This is a genomic window from Streptomyces sp. NPDC000410 (assembly GCF_040300305.1).
Taxonomy (GTDB): domain Bacteria; phylum Actinomycetota; class Actinomycetes; order Streptomycetales; family Streptomycetaceae; genus Streptomyces.
Window position 1 is genome coordinate 83,886 of sequence record NZ_JBEPDM010000026.1, and the last position, 17,835, is coordinate 101,720.

Sequence of the window (17,835 nt, forward strand, 5' to 3'; positions counted from 1 at the left end):
GCGGCGATGACCAGCGATGTCGTGATGTTCCCCGGGCAGGGCTCACAGCGCCTGGGCATGGGCCAGGAGGTGTTCGACGCCTATCCCCGGCTGTGCGACAGGGCCGACGAGATCGTCGGCCACTCCCTGCGCGAGCTGTGCCTGAAGGACCCGGACGGGCTGCTGAACGAGACCGCGTACACGCAGCAGGCGATCTATTTCGTCAGCTGCCTGATGTACCTGGCGTACGCAGAGGAGCACGGGGACGAGCAGGTGCGGTGCGTGACGGGCCACAGCCTGGGGCTGTACCCGGCGCTCTTCGCGGCCAAGGTCTTCGACCTCTTCGAGGGACTGGAGATCGTGGCCAAGCGCGGCGCCCTCATGCAGGAGGCGCGGGGCGGGGCGATGGTGGCGGTCCTCGGACCGCAGGCGGACGACATCGACGACCACCTCGTCCAGCTGGAGTTCTTCGACGTGGACGTGGCCAACTACAACAGCCCGGACCAGGTCGTCCTCAGCGCGGCGAAGCCGCGCCTGGAGGAGCTGGTGCCGCGGCTCGAGGAGCTCGGCCACCGCTGTGTATGGCTGCCGGTCAGCGGGGCCTTCCACTCCCGCCACATGGAGCCGGCCCGGTGCGAGTTCGCGCGGTTCCTGCGCGACAGACAGTTCGCGCCGCCCGCCAAGGCCGTGGTCTCCACGACGAGCGGCCGGACCCTGGGCGCCGGGCATCTGCTGGAGGAGATGGTCTTCCAGCTCGTGAAGCCGGTGCGGTGGCGGCAGACCGTGACGTATCTGGCCCGTACGGGCCACAAGACCTTCGAAGAGGTCGGTCCCGGCCGGGTGCTGACCAAATTGAGCGCAGAGATCCTCGGCGACGAATCCTCGCCGCAGGCCGAGACCGGGAAGTGATGACGATGACCGTGGAAACAAAGAACAGCAGGATCGCCGTCATCGGTGGTGGCGGCTCCGGCGCCGTCGCGGCCTGGCTGCTGGCCCGGCAGTACGACGTCACGCTCTTCGAGGCGGGCGAGTACCTGGGCGGGCACGCCTACAGCCACCCGATCGAGACGGAGCAGGGCACCGTCCACGTGGACATGGGCGTGGAGCACTTCAACGAGAAGCTCTCGCCCAACCTGTTCCGGCTGCTGACCGACTTCGGCATCGGCACCTACGTCGCCCCGTCCTCCGTGCACGTGGACTTCCCCGGTGAGCAGCAGTCGTGGAACAACCTCAACTTCCTCGGCCGGCTGCGCGAGGAGCTGCACGAGGAGTTCGACCGGTTCCACCAGGAGATGAACCAGCTGCCCACCTCGGGCGACGACGCGTACAAGAACATGAGCATCGGCGAGTACCTGGACAAGAACGGGTACTCCAAGAGCTTCAAGTACCGGGCGATGAACCCCATCCTGAGCATCTACTCGGGCTGTCACGCGCCGTCCCTCGACTACAACCTCATGTACGTCGCGCTGTCGTTCAGCATGAACCTGCTCTCCTTCTTCTCCGCCGGGTACTGGCGCAAGGCCGAGGGCGGCATCCACGGCTACCTGGCCAGGATCGAGAGCGAGCTGGGCGACCGGATCCGGCTGAACACGCCCGTCGAAGCCGTCGTTCCGGCGGACTCCGGCGTGACGGTGGTGGCCGGCGGGCAGGAGCACCGGTTCGACCAGGTCGTGTTCGCCACGCACGCGGACGTGACGCTGGGCCTGCTGCGCACGTCCGACCCCCGGTACCGGGAACTGCTCGGGGACTTCGCGTACGTTCCCGTCGAGAGCGTGCTGCACCAGGACGAGAGCTGGCTCAGCCCGGTGGGCGGCGACGCCTACTGCCAGTTCCGGATGCCGCCGGGGTTCGACCTCGACCGCGCCGAGGAGCAGATGGGGAGCCTCACCCGTAACTGCAACGTGCTCCACCCCTACCGGGACGTCACCTCACCCATCCTGATCACCTTCGACCCGCAGGAGGAGATCGACCCCGAGAGCGTCATCGTCCGCCGCAGCTGGAAGCTTCCCCAGCTCCGTCCGCAGGACGTGCGCCGCAAGAAGCAGCTGAGCCGGATCCAGGGCCTGAACAACCTCTGGTTCTGCGGCACCGACACCAGCGTCACCGGGCACGAGGGGGCGATCGTCTCCGGCATGGTGATCGCGGACCGGCTGGGCGTCGCGCACCCCTTCCCGGACGACGCGCCCGCCGCCGGGCAGTTCCGCGGCATCAAGGAATTCATGGGTGTCTGAGCGAACACCTTCCGGCCTGTTGCGACCTCACTTTCTCAAACGGGGATGACCCATGGAATCGCTAGCACCTCGGTACACCGACCTCACCGTCCCGGACCCGTCCGGCGAGCCGGCCGGCGCCACTGTGGTGGTCACCGACCGGGATGACATCGCGTCGGCGGCCCGCTCCATCGGCGCCGAGTGCTGGTACGCCGACCCCGTCACGGAGAGCGAGGACCGGCTCGGGCAGGAACTGCGGCGGCGCGTCGCCCATGCCACCACCCTGGTGGTGGCATGGGGCGACGGGCCGTCCACCGCCGCGCCGCAGTACGGCGCGGCGGTGCGGTTCGCACGCGCCTGCCTGGCCCTGCTCCAGGCCGTACGCGAGTCGGGGCGCCCGGTCCGCCTCGTCACGCTGTCCCGTACGGACGACGTGCTCCCCTCGCTGCTCGACGGCATGGCCCGGACGGCCGCGCTGGAATGCCCGCTCGTCCACACGGCGGTCGAGTGCGCCGACCCCGTCACCGCGCAGCGGCTGCGCGCGTGGATCGCGGCCGGTGCCCGCCACCCGGGGGCGGTGCTGCGGGCCGGGGGAGACCGGATCGCGCGCCTCGGCCACCTGCCGCGGCCGATGGAACCCGTGCGGCCGGGTGAGGTGTTCGGCGACGGCGACCCCGTCGTGGTCATCGGCGGCGCCGGAGGCATCGGACGTCATCTGTCCCGGTACCTGAGCCGGCGCTGCGGCGCCGAGGTGTTCGTCCTCGGACGCGGCACCCTGGACCCCCAGGCGCAGGAGGCGCTGAAGGAAGCGGGCGTACGCAGCTACCTTCGCGCCGCGGCCCACGATCCCGAGGCGCTCGACGGCGCCCTGCGCTACATCCACGACCGGTTCGGGCCCGTCAAGGCGGTGTTCAACCTCGCCGGAGTGCTGGACGACTGCCTGCTGTACCACCTGACCCCCGACCGCCTGGAGAACGTCCTGCGGCCGAAGGTGGCCACCGGCCTCAACCTGGCGGCCCTGACCGGTGCGCACCGGCCCGGCATGGTGGTGAACTTCAGCTCGCTGACGAGTGTCACGGGAAACACCGGCCAGAGCGCCTACGGGGCGGCCAACGCGTTCCTCGACCGGCTGTCCGCGCACCGGCCCGACTGGTACAGCATCAACTGGGGTCTGTGGGACACCGACGGCATGCGGATGCCGGACGACGGCTCCGGGCTGCGGGCGATGCCTCCCGAGCAGGCCTGCGACGCGCTGATGTCGGCTCTCGCCACCGGGACGCGTCAGCTGGTCGTCTACGACGGGCAGGTGCGTCTGGGCACCGACGCCGACACGTCCGCCGCGTCGGCGGGCGTCGCCGCGGACGCACCCGCCGGGGCCGGTTCCCCCGCCCCGGACCTGCTCGCCCGTACGACGCGGTGGCTGCGGGAACTCGTCACCCGGCACAGCGGCCTGCGGCATCTGCGCGACGACGACAACCTGCTGGACCGGGGGCTGGACAGCGTCGCCAGCATCCACATCAGCAGGGACCTCGAGATCCGCCTGGACATCGCCGGGTCGTCCCGGCTGAGCCGCGCGGTCCTCTTCGAGTACCCGACGGTCGCGGCACTCGGCGCGTACCTGGTCGAGAACTTCTCCGCCGAGCTGGAGCCCCTGCTCACCCGTGAGCAGCCGCAGGCACCGGCGGCCGCCGGTGCTCCCGCGGCCGTGGCCCCGCAGGCACCCGAGGCCGGGGGTGCTTTCGCGGCTGTGGCCCCGCAGGCGCCCGGCGCTCCCGCTCCCGCAGATCCGCCGGCGCCCCCCACGACCGGGACGCGGCCCCGGCCCGCCGACGGGCGGGCGGAGCCGGCGTCGTCCGTGGCCCCCGTGCCGAAGGACGCCGCCCCCGAGGCGGACGCCTACCGACCCGACGACATCGCCATCGTCGGGATGGCCGGGGAGTTCCCCGGCGGCGCCGACACCGAGGCGTTCTGGCAGGCGCTGCTCAGGGGCGAGGACGCGGTACGGGTCGTCCCCGGCGACCGCTGGGACTGGCGCGAGAACCACTCCTTCTCACCGGACGAACCGGGCACCGCCTACGGCCGCCACGGCGGATTCCTCGACCACGCCCTGGACTTCGACCCCGTCTTCTTCAACATCGCGCCTCTGGAGGCGCGGTTCATGGACCCGCAGGAGCGCCGCTTCCTGCAGTCCGTCTACCACGCCCTGGAGGACTCCGGGTACTTCGCCCGGCCGACCGACGACGTGGGCGTCTTCGTGGCCGCCATGTTCGGCCACTACCAGGATCTCACCGCTCCCGACCGGGTGATCGGCAGCTCGTTCGCCGCCATCGCCAACCGGGTCTCCTACGCCTTCGACCTGCACGGCCCCAGTGTCGCCCTGGACACCATGTGCTCCGGCGGGCTCACCGCCCTGCACCTCGCCGTCCGCAGCATCCGCTCCGGGGACTGTGCGATGGCCGTGGCCGGCGGCGTGAACCTCATGACGCACCCGGGGAAGTACCGCCTGCTGTCCGAGGGCAAGTTCCTCAGCCCCACCGGCCACTGCCAGGCCTTCGGAGTGGAGGCGGACGGCTACGTCCCCGGTGAGGGAACCGCCGCCGTCGTCCTCAAGCCGCTGTCCGACGCCCTGCGGGACGGGGACCGGGTGCACGCCGTCATCCGTGCGACGGCGGTGAACGCCGGCGGCAGGACGGCGGGTTTCACCGTGCCGTCCGAACGCGCCCAGCACCGTGTGATCGCCTCGGCCCTGGCCCAGGCGGAGATCGAACCGTCCGCGGTGACCTACGTCGAGGCGCACGGCACGGGCACCCGGCTCGGCGACCCGATCGAGGCGCGCGCACTGCAGCGGGCGTACGGCGGGCCCGAGCAGGGCCGCGCCCACCTGGGCTCGGTGAAGAGCAACATCGGGCACCTGGAGTCCGCCGCGGCGATGGCCGGACTCGTCAAGGTCGTCAAACAGCTCGCCCACCGGACCCTGGTGCCCACACTCCACTGCGAACTCGAGAACCCCGATCTGCGCCTGGAGGACTCGCGCTTCGCCCTGGTCAAGGAGCCCACACCCTGGCCCGTGGGAAGCGGCCCCACCCGCTTCGCCGGACTGAGCGCGTTCGGCGCCGGCGGCGCCAACGGCCACGCGATCATCCAGGAGTTCGTGGCCCCCCGCGAGACCCGCCCCGCCCCCGGCTTCCCGCGCTACTTCATCCCGCTCTCCGGGCGGGACGAGGCGGCCGTGCGGCGGCGGGCGGACCACCTGCTCACCGCGCTGCGCGACGCGCCCGACACGGCGTCGTACCTGTACGGGCTGAGCTACACCCTGTGCTGCGCCAGGCAGCACTTCAGGGTCCGGCGCGGCTACTGGGCCGAGAGCGTGGAGCAACTGGCCGGCCTGCTCCGGAGCACCGAGGGGACCTCCCCGGGCACCGCACCGGAAGGCGACCCCTGGGCCAGGGCGGCGTCGGCGTACCTCGACGGAGAGAACCCCGACTTCACGGAGCTGTTCCCGGTCCGCATGCTGGTGGACGCCCCGCTCTACCCCTTCGCCGCCGAGCGGTGCGTGGCCGGCACGCTCGACCACGCGAACCGGCCGCCCGCCCCCGCGGCCCCGGCCGCACCGGCCCTCGGCGCCGCGGCCGCCGACGCCGCCGCACTGCTGCTCACCCCGGTGTGGCGGCCGCGCCCGGCGGACGGCCCGGCGGACGTCCCGGTGCCGTACGTCCTCGTCCTCACCGACCGCGGCCAGGAGCACCGGCTTCCCCGCCCGCCCGAGGGCACCCGGCTGATCCGGGTGACACCCGGTGACGCGCTGGTCGTCGAGGCGGACCGGATCGAACTGCCCGACGGCGACGACACCGCCGCCCGGCGCGCCCTGCAGCACCTCACCGGTGAGCTGGGCCTGGAGCACCTGTACTGGGTCGATCTGCGGCGCGAGGGGACGGTGGCGTCGCAGCTGTCCTTCGCCAAGGCCCTTCAGGCCTGCCGCACCCCGTCCACGGTCCTCGGCGTGACCCGCGAGGCCGACGCGGCCGAGGTGCGTGCCGGGGCCGGATTCCTGCACGGACTGGCGGAGGAGAACCCGCACGTCCGCACCGTTCAGGCACGCCGCCGCGGTACCGGTGACGTGCTCGCCGACGGCTGGGAGCCGCTGCTGGACGAACTGCGCGCCGCCCGGGAGCCGCTCACCGAGGTCCGGTGGGAGGACGGCACCCGCCAGACGCGCGAGCTGGCGGAACTCCGCCTCGGCGACGGCGTCCGGCTGCGCACCGGCGGGACCTACCTCCTCACGGGCGGCCTGGGCAAGATCGGCCGGGCCATCGCCGGACTCCTGACCGAGCGGTACCGGGCCACGGTGATCGCCGTCGGCCGCTCCGAGCCGGACGCCGAGCAGCGGCGGTGGATCGACGCGACACCGGGGCTGCACCACGAGCAGGCGGACATCGTCCACGCGGACCGCACCCGGGAACTGATCGAGAAGATCCGCGAACGCTTCGGCGGCCTCGACGGGGTCATCCACTCCGCAGGCGTCATCAGGGACGCCCTGGTGCAGAACAAGTCGGCGAAGGACGCGGAGGCGGTGCTCGCCCCGAAGGTGCGGGGAACGCTGAACCTGGACCGGTTCACCGCCCAGCTGGACCTGGACTTCTTCTGCGTCTTCTCCTCCATCTCCAGCGTCATGGGCAACACCGGGCAGAGCGACTACATCGCCGCCAACCGCTTCCTCGACGAGTTCGCGGCCGAGCGCGCCCGGCGCGTGGCGGACGGCGAGCGCGGCGGCCTCAGCCTGTCCGTCAACTGGCCGCTGTGGCTGGACACCGAGGACGAACGCCGCGAGCAGTACGAGGCGCTCGCCGGATTCCTGCGCGGCCAGTTCGGGATGGAGCCGCTCTCCTCGCGGCGCGGCGCGGAGCTGTTCCTCGACCTGCTCGACGGACTGCCCAAGACCTGCCACCAGGTCATCCCCTGCGTCGGTGACGTGGAGCGGATGAGGCAGCGGCTGCTGCCCGGCGCCGGACGGCCGGCGCCGCGGGCGCGGGACGAGGCCCCGGCCCCGCGCCCCGGCGCGACGCTGGAGGACATCGGCGCACAGCTCGTGGAGATGGTGCGCGCGCAGACCGGCCTGCGACCGGAGGACATCGCCGTCGACAGCACGTGGGGCGGTCTCGGCTACGACTCGGTCATGCTCCAGCACCTGGCCCGGGACCTGGGGCCCCGCTTCGGCGTGGAGACCCCGCCCAACGCCCTGTTCAAGTACAGCAGCATCACCTCGCTGAGCGCCCATCTGCACGCCCAGGGCGTCCCGGCGCAGGCCGCCGGGGCACGCACCACCGCTACCGGTGCTGCGACGGCCACCGCGCCCGCCGGTGCGACGGCCACCGCCACAATCCCGCGGACCGACCCCGACCCCGGCAACGGCCCCACGGACACCGGACGCGGCCGGTACGCCGTGATCGGGATGAGCGGCATCATGCCCGCGGGCGCGGACCTGGCGGACTTCTGGCAGCTGCTCGTCGAGAACGGCAGCGCCATCCGCCCGGTCGACCGCTGGAAGGACCGCGACAAGGAGTACTTCGCCGGCACCATCGACGCCTTCGACGCGTTCGACCACTCCTTCTTCGGGCTCTCCGCCCGGGAAGCGATGCTCATGGACCCGCAGCACCGGCTCTTCCTCCAGAGCGCCTACAACGCCCTGCTGGACGCCGGCTACGCGCCCGGAGCGCTGCGCGACGTGGGCGTCTTCGCCGGAGTGCAGTTCAGCGAGTACCAGAGCGCGCTGCAGAACAGCGAGGACTGGGCCCACCCGTACACCGTCACCGGCAACGCGCACGCCATGCTCGCCAACCGCGTGTCCCATCTGCTCGACCTCACCGGCCCGAGCCAGACGGTCGACACCGCCTGCTCCAGCGGCCTGGTCGCGCTGAACCGGGGCGTGCTCTCGCTCGCGGCGGGGGAGTGCGACATGGCCCTCGTGGGCGCCGTCAGCGTGCTCGTCGACCCGGCCGCCACCGACGCGGCGGGCAAACTGGGGGTGCTCTCCCCCGACTTCCGCTGCGCCACCTTCGACAAGGACGCCAACGGCTACGTACGGGCGGAGGGCGTGGGCTGCGTGGTGGTCAAGCGGCTCGCCGACGCCCAGCGGGACGGCGACGCCGTGCTCGCGGTGATCGAGGGGGTGGCCGAGAACCACGACGGCCGCTCCAACTCGCTGACCGCCCCCAACCCCGAGGCCCAGGCCGCCCTGCTGAACAAGGTCTACACACCGGAGCTGGCCGCCCGGGTCTCCCACATCGAGACGCACGGCACCGGCACGAACCTGGGCGACCCCATCGAGATCAGCGCGCTGCGGACCGCGTTCGGCGAGCTGGCCCCGGACCGTGAGCCGGGCAGCATCACGCTGGGCGCGGTGAAGACCAACGTGGGCCACCTGGAGCCCGCCGCCGGTATGGCCGGGCTGCTCAAGCTGCTGCTGTGCCTGCGCCACCGCCACCTGCCGGCGAACATCAACTTCAAGGAGCTCAACCCGCTCGTCGAGTTCGACGGTTCGCCCTTCCGGCCGCTGCTGGAGAACGAGCCGTGGGAGCGGAGCACACCGCTGGTGGCCGGCGTCAGCTCCTTCGGGTTCGGCGGGTCCAACGCGCACGCGGTGCTCTCCGAGGCGCCCGCCCCGCCACCGGCCCGCAGGGCGTCGCGGCCGCACTGGCTCATCACGCTCAGCGCCCGCTCCGGGGCCTCGCTCACGCGGATGCGGGACAGCCTGCTGGAGTGGCTGCGCGGCCCGGAGGCGCAGGGCGCGGACCTCGCGGACATCGCCCACACCCTGCTGGCCGGCCGTGACCACTTCGAGTACCGCATGGCCTGGATCGTCTCCAGCACCTCGGAGCTGTGCCGGCGGCTGGAGGAGGCCGAGCCCGAGGAGGTGGCCAAGTGCCGGCTCCAGCGGCTCGCCACGCACCCGGTGACGCTGCCGGACGCGGTGGATCCCGGTCACCGCGCGGCGCTGGAGGCCCTACGGGACCGTTATGTGGAGGGGGAGGAATTCGCGTGGGAAACGATGTTCGACGACGGGCAGTTCGGCCGGCTGCACCTGCCGGGCTATGCGTTCGAACAGAACCGGTTCTGGTTCGAGTGACCAGCACCGGCAAGGAAACGGCGCTCCAGGGAATCGAGAGTGGGCATGGACGAGCTGCTTGAGGACGACACCCCCGTCGTGGTCGGCATGGCCTGCCGGTTCGCCGGCAGCGACGGCCTGGAGGAGTACTGGGGCCGCCTGCGGCTCGGCCGCAGCGCCGTGGGCACCACCGAGCGCTGGGCGGGGGAGGAGGACGCCGCCTCCTTCACCGGCGGCTTCCTGGACGGGCACCAGGACTTCGACGCGCGGTTCTTCCGCATCTCGCCGAACGAGGCGCAGTGCATGGACCCGCAGCAGCGGATCCTGCTGCAGACGGTGCAGCACGCCGTCGACGACAGCTATCTGACGCCCGCGGACCTGCGCGACCTGGACTGCGGCGTGTTCGTCGCCGGGCTGCCCGGCGACTACCGCTCCTTGGTGGCGCAGCGCGACGACATCGTGTACGGCACCCACAGCTTCCAGGGCAACGCGCCCTCGACGCTGTCGGGCCGTATCTCCTACTTCTACGACATCAACGGCCCCTCGATCACGCTGGACAGCGCGTGCTCCTCGTCGCTGGCGGCGCTGCACGAGGCGGTGCTCAACGTCCGGGCCCGGCAGTGCCGCGCCGCGGTCGTCGGCGCCGTATCGGTCTTCAGCACCCCGGAGGTGCTGCGCTTCGCGCAGCGTTCCCGGATGAGCTCCCCCGAGGGCGCGTCGCTGCCCTTCACCGACGCCGCCGACGGATTCGTCCCGGCCGAGGGCGCCGCGTCGCTCGTCGTCATGCGCTACGACGAGGCCCGCGCCCGGGGGCTGCGGATCTACGGAGCGGTCGAGGCGACCGGCACCAACCACAACGGCACCACCAACGGCCTGATGGCGCCGAGTTCCCGGGCGCAGTCCCGGCTGATCTCCGAGCTCTACGAGCGCGAGAGGATCGACGCCTCGCAGATCGCCTATCTGGAGACGCACGGCACCGGGACGCCGCTGGGCGACCCCATCGAGCTGGAGGGCCTGAGGTCCGCCTTCCGCCGGGCCGGGGGCGACGGCTGCCACCTCGGCGCCGTGAAGTCACTCATCGGGCACACCCTGGTGGCCTCGGGCCTGGCGGGCGTCGTCAAGGCGCTGCTCGCCTTCCGGGAGGAGACCATCCCGCCGGTGGCCGCGGCCGACGAGGAGGTCTCCTACCTCGACGTCGCGCCGTTCGCGGTCAACCGGGAACCGCTGCCGTGGCCGCAGGACAAGCCGCTGTGCGCCATCAGCGCCTTCGGTTTCACCGGCTCCAACGGGCACGTGGTCCTGCGCAAGCTGCCCGTCCCGCCGGCGCGGGACGCGGTGGACCGCCGCCCGGGGCGGGCGCTGCCCTTCTGCCTGTCGGCCGAGTCGCGAGACAGCCTCACGGCGCTGGCCCACCGCTACCGGGAGCTGGCCGCCGAGCTGGGCCAGGACCGGCTCTGGGACCTGTCCCAGCTGCTGCTGCGACGCCCGCGCCACACCCACGAGCGGGTGGTCGTGGCCCGTACCCGGGACGAACTCCTGGCCGGCCTCGACGCGTTGACGCGGGACGGCCAGGACGGCGAGGACGGCCCGGCGCCCCGGACCGCGGACACCAACCGCCTCGACGACGACCTGCGGGACCTGGTGACCCGCTGGCGGGCGCAGGACAGCCACGCCCTGATCCGGCGGCTCGACGCCCCGGCCGACCTGGCGCGGATCGCGCTGCCCGCCTACCCCTTCGAGAAGCGGCGGCACTGGGTGATCGACGAAGCGCAGGACGTCCCGCAGCCGCAGGCGCAGCCGGAGCCGCAGCCGGAGCCGGAGCCCGAGCCGGAACCCGTGGACGACGCTGTCGTCGGCCAACTGTGCGCTCAGCTGTCGGCTCTGCTGGGCTTCGAGGAGGGAACGGACCAGGTCGTACCCGGCACCAGGATCGTCTCGCTCGGCCTGGACTCGCTCTCGGCCATCCAGCTGCTGAGCCCGCACCAGAAGGCCGGGAGCCCCATCAAGGCGCACGACCTCTTCCGCCACGAGACGGTGGCCGACCTCGCCGCCGCCATCGTCGCCCGGCCTGCCGGGCCGCGGCAGGAACCACCGGCCCGCACCGGCGCGGTCGCCGCGGCGGACACGGCACGCCGGGCGGGCCACATGCCGCCGGCCCGGTGGTCCCGGTACGGCGACACGGGCCGGCCCACCCTGCTGCTCCCCCCGCTCAACTGCGACAAGCGGGCGTGGACCCAGCAGATCCCGGCCCTGCTCCGGGAGGGACGCACCCTCTACGTCCCCGAGTACCCGGGGCACAAGGACCTCCCCCTCGACGAGGAGCACTTCTCCTTCGAGGCGCTCGCGGACGAGGTGGCCGACTTCCTGCGGGACACCGTCGACGGCCCGGCCGACCTGGTCGGCTGGTCCCTGGGCGGCTGCATCTCCACCCTGACCGCCCTGCGGCACCCGGAGCGTGTCGCCTCGCTGGCCCTCGTCAGCTGCGCGCCCCGCTACGGCGAGGACGCCTTCGAGCGCACCCTCGACCTGCGCGAGGAGCTGCGCGTGCACGGCGGCCTGCTGGAAGCGGTGTTCGGCGGGGGCGGCAACGTGGCCGAGAGGTTCAGCGCGAACTCCTCCATGGACATCCTGCGCTGCTACTACACGGCCCTGACGGACTTCGACGTCGTCGACCGGCTCCCGGACATCACCGCGGACTGCCTGGTGATCCGCGGACTCGACGACTGCGTCCTCGACACGGAAGCGGTCGCGCAGTACTCCAGGATCCCCGGGGTACGGGTGCACGAGTTCGAGGACCACGGCCACTACGTGCCGCTCACCGCGGCGCGGGCCTTCAACAAGACGCTGACGGAGTTCTGGGCCGAGCGGGGCTGACCCGTAACGCCGTACGACATCCGGACGCTCGACCCCTCACGGAAATGGATTGGTTGCGGGACATGCTGGTACGCAAGGACAAGGCAGCGGTCGTCCTCTTCGACATGCAGCTGGAGCTCATCCCGCTGCTGCTGGAAGGCACCCAACTGCTGCACAACACCTGCTGGGTGGCGGACGTGGCACGGGAGTTCGACCTTCCGCTGCTGCTGACCGAGCACAAGAAGCTGGGCGGACCGTCCCTGTCGCTCGACGAGGCGGCCAAGGGCGCGCCCCGGCTGGAGAAGGAGCACTTCGACTTCCTGCGCGAGGAGTCCATCGCACGCCATGTGGCGGCATCCGACCGGGACCAGTACGTGCTGGCCGGTGCGGAGACCCACGTCGTCGTCCTCCAGTCGGCGCTGAGCCTGCTGGAGCAGGGCAAGACGGTGTTCGTGCTGGCCGACACCGTCTCCGCCCGCAACCGGGCGGACCACGAGCTGGGCCTGGAGCGCCTGCGGCAGCTCGGGGTGCACCTGATCACGCGGGAGATGTTCTTCTTCGAGCTGATCCGCAACTCCGAGGACCCCCGCTACCTCGAACTGGCCAGGAAGTACCTGGACGGGCGCTACATCCGCTAGACGCCGGACCTCGTAAGCACACAGGCCGAGGGCCGCACCCCAGCACGGGGTGCGGCCCTCAGCCGCTGCTCGTGCCCGATGCGCTCGCGGCCGGCGCCCCGTGTCCCTAACGGCGACCGAGCAGTTCGGCGACCCGTATGAACCCGTCAGCGCCGTATCCCTGCCCGATGGCCCGGCGGGCCAGGCCTTCTGCCGCGCGCATCACGCTCGCGTCGATGCCATGGGCCTCGGAGGTGTGGACGATATGCGCCATGGACGACGCGACCGAGGTGAGAGGGCTGCCCTCGTCGGAGGACGTGTCGTCCTCCACCTCCGCCGCGAGTCCTTCGAAGAGGGGCGGGAACAGGTCGCCGATCCCCTTGGCGAACGGAGCCAGCTCGCGCGCGGTGATCCCTTCCGCTTGCGCCACCGCCACGGCGTGGGCATAGCCCGCCATGGCGGTCCAGAAGATGTCGAGCAGCGCGATGTCGTATGCCGCCGCCCGGCCGATGTCCTCACCGAGGTGGGTATGCGTGCCGCCCAACGCCTCCAGGACGGGCCGGTGCTCGTCGTGGAAGGCCACGCTGCTCTGGCTGCTGGAATCCGGTCCGCACCGCCCCGGCGAACTGCGCCGGCGGCTGCCGGGCCTCAGCGAGAAGGTGCTGACCCAGGCGCTGCGCGAGATGGAATCCGACGGACTGGTGCACCGGGAGGTGCACGACGTACTTCCGCTGAAGACCTTCTACTCCCTGACCGCGTTCGGCCGGGAACTCTCCGAGGCGTTGGCTCCCGTCTCCGACTGGGGCCACCGCCGCTTGCAGAAGCTCACCGACGCCCGGTCGGCCTCCTGACGCATCGCACAGTCACCCCACATCCCTCCCGGTGGCCCTCCGGCCGCCCTTCACCAGGATCTCCCCGTTGCCGGCCACCGCCAAGTACCCACAAAAAAGTGGCTACCGCGGGTGGTGAGGTGCGGTGGTCGTCCCGAACGGGGCATCGGGTCGGCGGATCATTCGGATGCCCTGAGGCGTCGCACCGCGTCGGGTGCGGTGTAGGTGGTCAGGCCCTCGGCGAGCCGCTTCTCCAGTGTCGCCGCGGACTGCTCGAAGTAGTCGGCGCGCACTCCCGCGTCCCGGGACGCCTGTGCCATGTTGCGTACGCCGGCCAGCACCACGTCGAGTCCCTGGACGAGGACCGGTTCGGCGTCCGAGTCGACGTCGGCGGCGAACGCGGGCATCACCTGCGCCATGTTCGTCAGCCAGGGCACCAGGAGTTCCGTGAAACCGGCCGCGCTGCCCTCGTGGTGCGAGGTGGCCATGGCGACCGAGTGGAAGAAGCCGTCGAACATCACGCTCATCGCACTCAGCAGCGCCAGGTCGTACAGCGCGGCGATGCCCGCGTCGGCGCCGAGGTACTTGGGCGTCCCCAGGGCCTTCAAGGTCTCCTCGTGCGCGTCGAAGTGCCGCTTCTGACCGCTGTAGAGGACGAATGCCTGCGAGGTCGCGACCGTCGAGGGAACCGCCATGATCCCGCCGTCCAGGTAGGACGCGCCCTGACCGGTCGCCCAGGCTTCCGCCTCCCGGGCCTGCGCCGGTGTTCCATTGGTGAGGTTGACCAGGGTGCGGCCGCGCAGGGAGCCCGCGGCGGGCCGGAGTACCGCGTCCGAGGCGCCGTAGTCCAGCAGGCAGACAAGTGTCAGCGGACTGGCGAGGACTGCCTCCTCGACCGTCGCGGCGCGCAGGGCACCACGCGCCACCAGTTCGTCGGCCTTGGCGGCGCTGCGGTTCCATACGGTCGTGGGATGTCCCGCGGTGACCAGGGCGCCGGCCAGCGCCCGCCCCATCTCGCCGAGACCGATGACGGTAACTGCTGTCTTGCCCACAGATGCTCCTGTTCATGTGCTTTTGCGGTCGGATGTGCTCTCCTCACCTTCAGGCCGATCCCGATGTTCCAGCAAGTACGCACTGCAAAGTGGGTGGTTACCTGCGGGTGCGTATGGGAGGGCCGCTTCGCATGACCGCCGCCGCAACGTCGTCGAACGCTGCTTCCACCGCCTCGAACAATGGCGCGGCATCCCCACCCGCTACGACAATCGCCCCGACCGCTGCCTCGCCGCCATCACCCTCACCGGCACGCTCATCTGGCTCGACCGATGATCGGCAAGACGCCCCTCCGCTGAAGGAACCGCCCCCTCTCGCGCGGGAGGGGGCGCTTTCCGTGCGTCGAAGGCTCCCCTTAGGATCACCAGCATGATTCGCGCAGTGGTCTTCGACGTCGGTGAATGCCTAGTAGACGAGACCCGCGAGTACGGCACATGGGCCGACTGGTTGAACGTGCCCCGTCACACCTTCGCCGCCATGTTCGGCGCCGTCATCGCCCAGGGGTGCGACTACCGCGAGGTCTTCCAGGAGTTTCAGCCCGGCTTCGACCTGTACGAGGAGCGCGAGGCCCGCGCCGCGGCCGGGCAGCCCGAGCACTTCGACGAGAGCGACCTCTACCCCGACGTCCGCCCCGCCCTCGCCCAGCTGCGTGCGGACGGCCTGTGGCTCGGCATCGCCGGCAACCAGACTGTCCGCGCCGGCGGCATCCTCCGGGAGTTGTTCATGGCCGATGTGGATCTGATCGGCACCTCCGACGACTGGGGCGCCAGCAAGCCCGACCCGGAGTTCTTCGTGCGCGTCGCCGACGCCGTCCCCTTCACACCGGGCGAGATCCTGTACGTGGGCGACCGCGTCGACAACGACATCCGCCCGGCCATCGAAGCCGGTATGCGCACCGCGCTGGTGCATCGCGGGCCGTGGGCCACGATCCAGTGGAACACCGCCGACGCGGTGACGCTGCCGACCATGCGGGTCGACAACCTCACCGAACTCGCCGAGCAGATCGTGAAGTTCAACGCGCAAGCGCGCTGACGGTTGTCGACCAACCGTAGAGCCGGTCGTCCAGGTCACGCACGCAGCGCTCGTGCTGCCACGGGTCGAGCGCCTTGCGTACCTCGCGTACCCGGTCCATGCCGGTCGCGTACCAGGTGACAGCAAGCTGCTCGAGCGCCCGGAGCGCGTACTCGCATGCCTCCTCCGGGCGCCCCGCCGCGGCTTCTACGGCCGCGAGGTCGCCGAGGACAACGGTGCGCTGCTTGTCCGCGTCCGCAGGCAGCTCCTCCAGCACTCCGAGTAGCGTGTCCCGAGCCTGCGGCAGATGCCCGGCCTTCAGCTGCGTGTTGCCCTTGAACGCCGCCAGCCTCCCCGGAGAGAACCAGTCCATCCACACAGGCGAGGTGTGCTCTGCGCCGGCGGTGAGTACGTCCTCGGCGTGCCCGATCAGGTGCAGCGCGGTGCGCGTGTCACCGCACCTGGTTTCACACTCGGCCTCCACCGCATCGAGCCACGCCCAGAACTCAGCGCCGGCCGGCCCTCGGCGTGCGTAGGTGCGGGCGGCGCGCATACGCTCCACTGCCCGATCCCGGTCACCCGACCAGCCCGGGATGAACGCGGTGTGGCCGAGGATCGCCGCTCCGAGCAGCGGATCGTCGGCCTCGCCCGCGGCCTGGAGCGCGCGCAGCCACGTCTCCGATGCGGCGTCTGGCTGTCGCATGTCGAAGAACTCAATCCGTCCGGCGAGCAGGTAGGACTCGGCGAGCGCCGCGGCGATCCGCTGCCGCGTACCCTCTCCGGTCTCCTGAAGCAGCGCGCAGCCGAGCCTCGCATGCTCAAGCACCGCAGGGTGCAGGGTGGCCGGCGCGACCGTCCAGTACAGACGGCGGTGGGAACGGGTGACAGCTTCGAAGTCCGCGCCGACGGTGGCTGGCTGAACGCCGTGTGCGGCCTGCGCGGGAACCGTGGCGAGCCCGACAGCTGCGACGGTCGCCGCGACCAGATTGCGGCGAACCGGACCTGTGGACCGGCCGCTGGGTGGGGTGAATCCCAGGGATTCCATGTCCTGTCCGAGCAGGTGGGTGAGCACCCTCTGCGCATCGGGATAGGGCCACGGCGGGTTCACTGATTCCCAGCGCCGGATCTGGCGGACGCCGATAGCCATGCCGCGGATGCCGAATTGATCCGCTGCTGTGGCCATAGCTTTGGCGAGGGCTTGCTGCGAGGCGTAACCGGCAGCGACACGTGCTGTTCCTCGCAAGTGAGGTCCCGTGCGTCCACTCTGAGCGAACCACGCAACGAGCCGGACGAGGAGCCCGAACCTCATGCCACGGACCATCAATCACTGCACCCTTGAGGCCGCAGGCGGCACCTGGGATGCCATCCGCGTACCGCACAGCGTCGGCCTGGTCGCCATGCGCGTACTCGGGGACCGCTCCGGAGCCGTGCTCCAAGACCGCCACGAACTGGCCCTGTACTGGTTCGTGGCCGGCGGCTCGGCGGCTGGCTGGGATGTCCCCAACACACGGGCGCTCGGTGCAGACAGCCATCTGGTGATGCCCCCGCGGCGCCGCACGCAGGGACCGGGCCCCCATTGGCGGATCTGCCCCGGGGAGGACAAATGGCTTACCGACGCGCCTGCGCTTCGGGCAGCCATCGAAGACGCCCTCGGGCCCGCCATGGTGAAGGAGTGCGGCCGATGATCGGCGTTGGTGACTACGTGGTGTACGAGCCGTACGGCCTCGGCACAGGCGTCGTCGTCATGGACCTCGGCGGCGACATGGTCCGCGTCCGCTTCGCACGCCGCGAGGCATCCGTTCTGATCGACAGGCCGCGACCCGCCACTGAAGACGAGAAGGCCGCCGCCATCGCGGCAGGAATCCTCCCCAAACCGTGAGCACACGGCGCCGGATGGGCCCGCGGCAATCCGGACGCCCGCACCCTCGACTGCAAAGCGTTCGCCTGCCCCGTGCGTGGAGCGCAGGCAATAAGACTCCCGCCCCGGCCGAAACCCTGGACAGGTCGAACGGCCGAGGCGGAGACGGGCCTGCGGGTCCCAGCACGTGCACCACGGCGCGGGGAAGGGCCCCGGGCCGAGCACACACCCAAGGAGCTTCCCAATGCTGATGTCAAGCCGCTGCCGTGACCGGTGGTGTGGCTTGGTAGCACGCACCGTCACGGATCATCGCCCACAGGACGTT

At 71.3% G+C, this 17,835-nt stretch carries 11 protein-coding genes and 1 pseudogene; 9 read left to right on the forward strand and 3 right to left on the reverse strand.

Going from position 1 to position 17,835, the window contains the following annotated elements; all coding sequences use genetic code 11:
- Positions 1–6 precede the first annotated feature (6 nt).
- The 5 genes from ABT342_RS23975 (at position 7) to ABT342_RS23995 (ending at position 12,782) form a co-directional block, all read left to right on the forward strand.
- A complete protein-coding gene (locus ABT342_RS23975; protein ID WP_351577430.1) occupies positions 7–888 on the forward strand; it encodes an ACP S-malonyltransferase in 882 nt (293 codons plus the stop codon).
- A gap of 5 nt (positions 889–893) precedes the next feature.
- Positions 894–2,210: an FAD-dependent oxidoreductase gene (locus ABT342_RS23980; protein ID WP_351577433.1), complete on the forward strand. Its 1,317-nt coding sequence runs from the start codon at positions 894–896 to the stop codon at positions 2,208–2,210.
- 52 nt (positions 2,211–2,262) lie between these two features.
- Entirely contained in the window at positions 2,263–9,312 is a 7,050-nt protein-coding gene (locus tag ABT342_RS23985) for an SDR family NAD(P)-dependent oxidoreductase (protein WP_351577436.1), read from the forward strand.
- Positions 9,313–9,357: 45 nt separating this feature from the next.
- Complete coding sequence (locus ABT342_RS23990) at positions 9,358–12,165, forward strand: alpha/beta fold hydrolase (RefSeq protein ID WP_351577439.1); 2,808 nt, start codon at positions 9,358–9,360, stop codon at positions 12,163–12,165.
- A gap of 62 nt (positions 12,166–12,227) precedes the next feature.
- A complete protein-coding gene (locus tag ABT342_RS23995) occupies positions 12,228–12,782 on the forward strand; it encodes a hydrolase (protein ID WP_351577442.1) in 555 nt (184 codons plus the stop codon).
- 106 nt (positions 12,783–12,888) lie between these two features.
- Here the strand turns inward: ABT342_RS23995 and ABT342_RS24000 are convergent.
- Positions 12,889–13,335: pseudogene (locus ABT342_RS24000) on the reverse strand (imine reductase family protein); the annotation flags it as partial.
- Between ABT342_RS24000 and ABT342_RS24005 the strand changes: the two are divergent.
- Entirely contained in the window at positions 13,295–13,612 is a 318-nt protein-coding gene (locus ABT342_RS24005; protein WP_351577444.1) for a winged helix-turn-helix transcriptional regulator, read from the forward strand. The pseudogene ABT342_RS24000 and the gene ABT342_RS24005 overlap by 41 nt on opposite strands.
- Positions 13,613–13,770: 158 nt before the next feature.
- Here ABT342_RS24005 and ABT342_RS24010 read toward each other — a convergent pair whose 3' ends face one another.
- Positions 13,771–14,643, reverse strand: a complete 873-nt coding sequence (locus ABT342_RS24010; RefSeq protein WP_351577447.1) for an NAD(P)-dependent oxidoreductase — start codon at positions 14,641–14,643, stop codon at positions 13,771–13,773.
- Between the two features lie 367 nt (positions 14,644–15,010).
- On the opposite strand from ABT342_RS24010, the gene ABT342_RS24015 reads away from it, so the two are divergent.
- Positions 15,011–15,673 carry an HAD family hydrolase gene (locus ABT342_RS24015; protein ID WP_351577450.1) on the forward strand — a complete coding sequence of 221 codons (663 nt, stop codon included), beginning with the start codon at positions 15,011–15,013 and terminating at the stop codon, positions 15,671–15,673.
- Here the strand turns inward: ABT342_RS24015 and ABT342_RS24020 are convergent.
- Positions 15,654–16,835 (reverse strand): NsdA family TPR-like regulatory protein, encoded by a 1,182-nt coding sequence (locus tag ABT342_RS24020; RefSeq protein WP_351577453.1) that lies wholly within the window; start codon positions 16,833–16,835, stop codon positions 15,654–15,656. The two genes, ABT342_RS24015 and ABT342_RS24020, sit on opposite strands and share 20 nt — an antisense overlap.
- A 124-nt stretch (positions 16,836–16,959) precedes the next feature.
- Between ABT342_RS24020 and ABT342_RS24025 the strand changes: the two genes are divergently transcribed.
- Together ABT342_RS24025 and ABT342_RS24030 are read left to right on the forward strand one after the other, a co-directional pair.
- Positions 16,960–17,337 (forward strand): hypothetical protein, encoded by a 378-nt coding sequence (locus tag ABT342_RS24025; protein WP_351577455.1) that lies wholly within the window; start codon positions 16,960–16,962, stop codon positions 17,335–17,337.
- Positions 17,334–17,531 carry a hypothetical protein gene (locus ABT342_RS24030; protein WP_351577458.1) on the forward strand — a complete coding sequence of 66 codons (198 nt, stop codon included), beginning with the start codon at positions 17,334–17,336 and terminating at the stop codon, positions 17,529–17,531. Before ABT342_RS24025 ends, ABT342_RS24030 begins: the two co-directional genes overlap by 4 nt.
- The last annotated feature ends 304 nt before the right edge of the window (positions 17,532–17,835 follow it).